The organism is Mesobacillus harenae, from assembly GCF_013343715.1.
In the GTDB taxonomy this organism is placed as follows: domain Bacteria; phylum Bacillota; class Bacilli; order Bacillales; family Cytobacillaceae; genus Mesobacillus_A; species Mesobacillus_A harenae.
This window is the reverse complement of the sequence record NZ_JABUNR010000018.1, coordinates 68,839-75,868: the sequence shown is the minus strand read 5'-3', so window position 1 is coordinate 75,868 and position 7,030 is coordinate 68,839. Positions and strand designations below refer to the sequence as shown.

Here is a 7,030-nt window from a genome sequence, read left to right as displayed (position 1 = left end):
TGGCCAACTGGACGTGGAGAAGTCCAGTAATGGCCTAAAAGTATAGATAAGAGAGTCTATTTTCCATGAAAAATCCGCTAAAATCTAAAAAGGGGTTCGGAATGAGAACATTCCGAACCCCTTTTGTCGACAAACTGAAACCCACTTAAAGTGGGTTTTTTCAATTTCTAAGTTTTGGGGAAACTCCAGTCCTAAAGAGAGCGATGTAAGTTTCACTCATAGGACCGAACGGCAGCATTTTCGGGATGAATCCAAATCTTATGAAAATCTGCCAGGCCCATAGCATTAAGCTCAATTCCCTTTATAGCAGAATTGTGATTAAACCGATACATAGAGTGATAGAGAAAATGAATGTAAGCTTGATCCCTTAAGAATCCTTCAATTTCGGTTAAATGCCGTTTTCTTTTCCCCTCATCTTCTTCCCCAATAAATTCATTTAGGAACAAATCGATCTGTTTTTGTGTGTTAACTTCTAAAAACTGCCTTAGGAACCCATGCTGGCTTTTATAAATAGTGTACAAGCTGAATTCTGTATCAGTATCTAGAATAGCCGACAAGAGCAGTAAGTCAGCATTACATAAAATTTCTTCACCGATTAAATTATTGTCAGGAATAGGCTTGATAGTAAGATTAATGCCAATATCCTTTGCCTGGCGCTCCAGCCAGTTTGCTGATTCTGGGCCTTCGTTTAAGTTGAAATAATAAAGCTGAATCTCCTCACCTTTATACCCGCTTTTGTTAATTAAATTTATGGCTGCTAAGCGAGAACATGAGGAGAGATGGGCGGTCGTTCGACTGATTTCAGGCAAGAAGCTGAATGCAGGATACGTTCGATTTCCTTTTAAATCCCTAACAATCTCGTATGGACTAAACAAGGTTTGAATTGCCCTTCTGAAATAAAGATGCGTATGGATACCATCTTTTTGAAAATTAAATGTTATAAACCTGCTTCCTGCTAATTGGATGTCCTGACTTTCACTGGCAGCTAGTACCCTATTATCTTCGGATTTTAGGGTAGACTGATCAAACTGGCCCGGGACTGATTCAGTTATCCAGATGTCAACTTGGTCTAGAATCGCTCGTTCTTTGAAGTAGCTTTCGTTTGCTTCCAACCTAAGCAGGGAGCCGTTAAACTCTTTTACCTGGAAAGGACCGGTTCCAATATAATTAGTTTCATCAAAGTTCAGAGGGATAATGGAACAGTGAAAGGATCCCGCAATCTTTAAAAACAGAACATCGGGCCGGAATAGCTTAAAACAAACCGTTGTTTTGTTTATCCCCCGGACTTCTTTAAGATTGGCTAAAAGTGAAGAAATAATAGACTGTGATTTTAGCAATCTGTTAAAAGTAAACACTATATCCTTAGAAGTAAGGATATGTCCATTATGGAAGGTGACACCTTTCCGTAAATAAAATGTCCACTCTGTACGGTCCGGAGTGCTGTTCCATGCATAAGCAAGCTCCGGTTGAAACGTTTTTGTAGATAGATTGTAGGTAACAAGTGTGTTGTAAAGCTGCTTAATTAAGTGAGCTTCTGAATATAGGTGAACTTGGCATGGATCGAGCGTCCTCACTTGCTGGGGAAGAAGCAATGTTAAGCTGCTCCTCTGCTCTCCTGAAGCCGTTGTTTCTAGTTTAGGGCCTAGCTCGTGATGAAGAGTTTGATACAATACTGCTTTATTGGCGGGTGTTAAATGTTCAGATTCAATAAAAGAGATCATCTTCATTACGGAATTTTCACTTTTCAGCCTATTCATATACTCCGCTGCGAGCTGCTGAAAAGAATGGTGAAAGATTATCTTTGAAAGCCGGCCTCTCCCTCTGCCTGCAGTCCATGTAAGATGTCCACTCTCCTGCCATTTTTTTATAAGAAAATTCACATTTCTTTCAGTACAGAAGAGCAGTCCAGCGAGATCTTTAAGAGAGGTTTCAAAAACGGTCCCAGCATCATAATGGTTTCGAAGCATGAGTAAATTTTCAATTTGCTTCATACAAAGGATCCCCCCCTTTTTTTAAAAGATGAAATAAACAATTAATTTTTTCGATTTTTCTATAGCTTATTTCCGATTAAGATGAGTATAACTTAACGGGGATGGTGACCAGATGTTAGGACTATTAAAAGATCCAAATTATATCAGGTATTATCTTGCTGTAGTCATATCTCAAATTGGTGATGGAGTTACACGGACGGTAATTATCTTTCTTGTAGCCCGGCTCACTGAAAGTTCGCTTCTCATAGGCCTGGCTATTTTTGCCCAGCTGGCACCAACCGCTATATTGGGTATATTTACTGGAGCTTTGGCTGACAGGTTCTCCAGGAAGCAGCTGATGGTAGGTGCCGACCTTTTTAGAATGGGCATCGTGCTGTCTATGATTCCAGCCCAAAATTCAATCCCGATGCTGTTAATACTCGTAGCCTTTCTGGGGGTAGGAACGGCAATTTTTGAACCTGCAAGAGTTGCTTCTGTGCCAGAACTGGTCGGCCGAGAGAGAATTCCCCAGGCTGTTGCTTTGTTTCAGGGGACCATTGCTGCCATTCAATTTTTAGCACCATCCATTGCTGGATTTTTGCTGGCTGGAGTTAACATATCATTAGTATTTATAATCGACACTTTTAGCTATTTTTGTTCCGGTTTACTTTTGTATAGCTTATTGATATTAAAGCATGAAAAACAGCAGGATTCATTTTCAGCTGCTAAATATATTACGATGATTAAAGAAGGGTTAATCGGAGTATATAAGATACCCTCTTTGAGGTCGTTATTGATTTTCCTAATGCCGATTATGTTTGTGAACGGAGTGTTACTGACTAGCTACAAGTCATTGCTTCTAAATACACTAATGGTATCAGGTAGGCTATTCGGACTGTTAGAAGGCGCCTTTGGGGTGGGGGCTATTATCGGAGCTGTTGGAGGACCGATATTATTGAGGCGGTTAAAACCAGGAATGATGGTTCTGGCTTCGAGTACTGCCCTAAGCATTGGGATGATGCTCATTCTCCTGTTAAGCCCGAAATTACCAATAGCGTTCTTTTTTGGCTGGTGCCTGATGATTGGATGTTGTTATGCCCTTGTTCAGTTTCCGCTTGCCAGCTTGTTCCTGCAATCTGCCCCACCAAACCTGGCCGGAAGGGGGATCAGCATTTTCCAGGCTTCAATTACAATTTGGACGGCGGGAGGAGTTTTGCTTGGGGGAGCCTTATCTGATTCAGTTGGTCCAATTTGGACCCTGACTATAAGTGGGCTTTCTCTGTTGGCAGCTTGCTGCTGCCTCAGCTTATTTCGGATTGATGAGCACTTAACAGTTCCTGTACTTACTGCTAAAACAGACTGACACTTCCCTTAATCTTTTTTAGGAAGGTTCTTTCTCCTTATATGCAGTGTTTTCTCTGCGGTGGCATGGACGATCCCATGTTTATCAACAAGATCAACATAATAGACCCTATCGATTTTTTCCTTAGAAACCAATTCCTCTCTGATAAACTGGATTTCTTCCTTTGTTAAAATGAAGGTGGCAAATAAGGTTGTTTTCCCAGGTCTTTTAAACTGAATCTTTGCTGCCTTATCCCAAACAATATAATCGTTACCTAATACCTTGAGCAGCATGAACATATAAACAGGGTCAACTGCACCGTAAAGACTGCCTCCAAATATGGTCCCGACATAGTTTCTGGTTCTCCAGTTCAATGGAAGCTTGAGCCGGATTTTCATAAAGTCCCTGGATATATATGTGACACGTCCTCCCGTTCCGCGGAATGCAGGAAAAAGGTTAAAGCCTATTCTAAATATAGATGTTTTAATTGATTCTCCCATGGCGATTCCTTTCTTTTCATCCTTTTTGAACTTTCGGTACAATACGATGAGTTATTATTGGAAATTCCTAATTATTATACTCTATCCTTTCAAAAGGAACATCCTATGAATGACGGGTGTTGTGACGCATAGAGAACAAAGGCACAAGCATCCGTTAAGTTACGTATGGTCTGGTGCCAATACGAAGATTGGAAGCGGTTTAAGGCTGAAGAGTGGATAGCGCTGGAGGCTGACTAGAAGAAGACATTGGTTGCGGAAATCCCTATTTCTCTCAAATGATGAAAAAAACCGGGACCATTTTGGCACCGGTTCTATGCTTAGTCTTACCTATTTGGGTAACTGCTTCAGATTATTAGCAATTTGGTCATAAAAAGAATAAATGTTTGTATAACCAACTGTATCAGCAGCATTAATACCGATATAGTCGAAGTGATCCCAGCCTCTTTGTACCGGGAAGTGGTTCCACTCCCCTTTATCTGCTTGATTTCCAGCTGGCTCTTGCCGGTGTCCAAAAGGATATTTGGAGGAAACCACGTTAACTAAGCCGTCATTTGGCCACCAGTACTTGTCAATAATAGGTTCCCGGCTATTTCTTGTATAACTGCCCATAAACAGGCTTGGTGCATGGAAAAGTGGAGTCATCGTTGCCATTGGATAAGAGTGCCCACTAAGCAGTCCTTTATAGGTTGCATCGCCTGTGTAGGAAAAATAATAGACATCCGGTTGTGTTTTGACCCAGTCATTTAGTTCTGCAGCACCATGAGTAGTTAAGTCATATAAGCTGATATCCTTGTTTTTCCAGACCCGGCTATTGTACACCCTGTCAGCATACTGCAAAAATGACTCTCCGCTCTTTCGTTTGAGCCCCCATTGGTCCAGTTTGAAATCATAAGCAATACTCTCACTGCTAGTACCAGTTAGGCTGCCTGCACTTAGAAATATCTGGTTGATGAGAGGACGCAGGCTATTCTCATCTGCAAATGTAGAGCCATTGTGAGGGGTTGCGATGGTACTGACACTGTGTACCCAGCTCTTACCGCTTTTGAACAATGGGACATGCCTTCCTCTGAGTGCTGCTTGTAATGCGCAATTTCATCTGGGCTTCCATGTTTAAGAAGCTGTACAAGAGTACGCGAAGTTTGTCCACCCATGCTATGGCCAACAAGATGGAGTTTATCCTTGTTACTCCACTGCCTGTAAATCCCGGCAAAAGTCCGGCCAAAACGTTCATGTCCATGTTCCTTGGCATGGGCTGCACCATAGTCAACTGTTCCTCCCTTGATGTAATAATATAATTCCACAGCTCTATCCCAGTTACTAGATACTGGACCAACGGCAGCTGTGTAGACAGACTGCCCTCCAGCATTCAGATGGGTCTCTATATCCCTCAGCCCTCCCCAATTTAAAACCCGCCATTTCGTCCCTGCCCCAGCCAGTTAATCCATGGACCAAAACAATAGGATAATCATTCTCTGTTGTTTTCTGGGCTGCAGTGGCCTGTTGTCCGTATGGAGCTGCCAATAAACCGGTTATTAAAATCAATGTAATAATGGCTGTTGATAAATTTCGCATAAATTAGATTCCCCCCCTACTAATATTTAAAATTTTCTGATATCTTTAGTATAGCAGAAAGATAATCGGTCATAAAAGCGATAACACCGGCTCTAACAACTAAACGAAGAGATTTACAAATAAGCCTGCTTTAGTAGTAGACTGACATAAGCAAAATGGTATAGTACTCTTAAAACAGCTACCATTTTGAACCTTAAAAAATCTTTTGATCAAAAATTATATTCCTATAAGAGATGTCATTTCCCTTTTGCTGAAAAAAAGGCTATAATAAAAAAAACTGAATATTCCTTCGGGGTCAGGTGAAATTCCTAACCGGCGGTGATGAAGCTACGCTTCTTAGTCCGTGACCCGTTTACTTTTAGTTAAACGGTGGATCTGGTGTAATTCCGGAGCCGACAGTTAAAGTCTGGATGGGAGAAGGGAAATTTTTAAAAATAAAAGGATTAAACAGGGATGAGTGTGCCCTTTTTTAAACTATTATTTAGTATTGTCTTTAAGAGGACCCCGATCTAAATTAGGGGTCCTCTTTTTATTCCTTAAAAGGAGACTTGAGAATGACTGATTTGGATTATATGAGAATGGCGCTAAGCTTGGCCAAAAGTACAGAAGGCCAGACAGCACCTAACCCAGTAGTAGGCGCGGTTTTAGTTAAAAATCACCAGATTGTTGGCCTTGGTGCCCATTTAAAAGCTGGTGAACCTCATGCAGAAGTGCATGCGATAGAAATGGCTAAGGAAAATGCGGAGGGAGCAACCCTATACGTTACACTTGAACCTTGCAGCCACTATGGTAAAACTCCTCCTTGCTCTAATCTTGTTATTGAGTCTGGAATTACCAGAGTAGTGATTGCCACAACAGACCCTAATCCAGAGGTAGCGGGAAGCGGAATTGAAAGAATCCAGAAAGCTGGGATTCAAGTGGAGGTTGGCCTGTTAAAAGCTGAAGCAGATGAATTAAATGAAATATTCTTCCATTATATCCAGACAGGGCTTCCCTATGTCACTTTAAAATCAGCGACCAGCCTGGATGGAAAGCTAGCGACAGTTTCGGGGGAAAGTAAATGGATAACCGGAGAGGAAGCCAGAGCCGATGTCCATCAATTTCGCCATAAGCATGATGCTATACTCGTTGGTGTAAACACAGTTATCAAGGACAATCCAAGCTTAACAACAAGGCTGCTGGATGGCGGAAAGAACCCCGTAAGGATCATTCTTGATACCCATTTGCGGACACCTTTGGACTCAAAGATAATTACAGATGATGAGGCTCCAACCTGGATTATTGCAGGCTCTGATCATGAAGACAGTTTGGAGAAGCCTTTTATAGAAAAAGGAGTTAAAATCATTCGCCTTGAAAACCAGGAAGTTCTGCTTAAGGACGTATTAAAGGAGCTTGGTAAACGAGAGATTACCTCGCTTTATGTCGAAGGTGGATCAGAGATTCACGGCAGTTTTTTAAAAGAAAAAGCCTTTCAGCAGGTAATCACCTATATTGCCCCAAAGCTGATCGGCGGAGCGCTGGCTCCTGTTTCTTTCGGCGGCGAGGGAATTAGTAGAATTGATGATGCTGTTGACCTAGAATTCAAAGATGTTACCAGAATTGGGAACGATCTTCGAATCATATCCGTACCAATTCGATAGGAGGAG

Annotated in this window: 4 protein-coding genes, 1 pseudogene and 1 riboswitch; of the genes and pseudogenes, 2 read left to right on the top strand and 3 right to left on the bottom strand. The window is 41.7% G+C overall.

The genetic code is table 11. The features are described from left to right. Positions 1-212 precede the first annotated feature (212 nt). The gene (locus tag HRJ06_RS19435) at positions 213-1,991 is read right to left on the bottom strand and encodes an ABC transporter substrate-binding protein (RefSeq protein ID WP_174734635.1); all 1,779 of its coding nucleotides are present in this window, start codon (positions 1,989-1,991) and stop codon (positions 213-215) included. 112 nt (positions 1,992-2,103) lie between these two features. On the opposite strand from HRJ06_RS19435, the gene HRJ06_RS19430 reads away from it, so the two are divergent. After that, positions 2,104-3,333, top strand: a complete 1,230-nt coding sequence (locus HRJ06_RS19430) for an MFS transporter (protein WP_174734634.1) — start codon at positions 2,104-2,106, stop codon at positions 3,331-3,333. An 8-nt stretch (positions 3,334-3,341) separates the two neighbouring features. Here HRJ06_RS19430 and HRJ06_RS19425 read toward each other — a convergent pair whose 3' ends face one another. Together HRJ06_RS19425 and HRJ06_RS23715 are read right to left on the bottom strand one after the other, a co-directional pair. Beyond that, positions 3,342-3,812 carry a DUF4442 domain-containing protein gene (locus HRJ06_RS19425; RefSeq protein WP_174734633.1) on the bottom strand — a complete coding sequence of 157 codons (471 nt, stop codon included), beginning with the start codon at positions 3,810-3,812 and terminating at the stop codon, positions 3,342-3,344. A 327-nt stretch (positions 3,813-4,139) separates the two neighbouring features. After that, a pseudogene (locus tag HRJ06_RS23715) lies at positions 4,140-5,384 on the bottom strand (esterase/lipase family protein). A 281-nt stretch (positions 5,385-5,665) separates the two neighbouring features. Continuing rightward, positions 5,666-5,810: riboswitch (FMN riboswitch) on the top strand. A 128-nt stretch (positions 5,811-5,938) separates the two neighbouring features. Between HRJ06_RS23715 and ribD the strand changes: the two are divergent. Then, on the top strand, positions 5,939-7,024 hold the full coding sequence (gene ribD / locus HRJ06_RS19415; RefSeq protein ID WP_174734632.1) for a bifunctional diaminohydroxyphosphoribosylaminopyrimidine deaminase/5-amino-6-(5-phosphoribosylamino)uracil reductase RibD: 1,086 nt from the start codon (positions 5,939-5,941) through the stop codon (positions 7,022-7,024). Positions 7,025-7,030 lie beyond the last annotated feature (6 nt).

Excerpts from the sequence above, each read along its gene's own strand:
- HRJ06_RS19430 (WP_174734634.1), top strand. The coding sequence starts at position 2,104 with ATGTTAGGACTATTAAAAGATCCAAATTATATCAGGTATTATCTTGCT.
- HRJ06_RS19425 (WP_174734633.1), bottom strand. The coding sequence starts at position 3,812 with ATGGGAGAATCAATTAAAACATCTATATTTAGAATAGGCTTTAACCTT.
- HRJ06_RS19435 (WP_174734635.1), bottom strand. The coding sequence starts at position 1,991 with ATGAAGCAAATTGAAAATTTACTCATGCTTCGAAACCATTATGATGCT.
- ribD (WP_174734632.1), top strand. The coding sequence starts at position 5,939 with ATGACTGATTTGGATTATATGAGAATGGCGCTAAGCTTGGCCAAAAGT.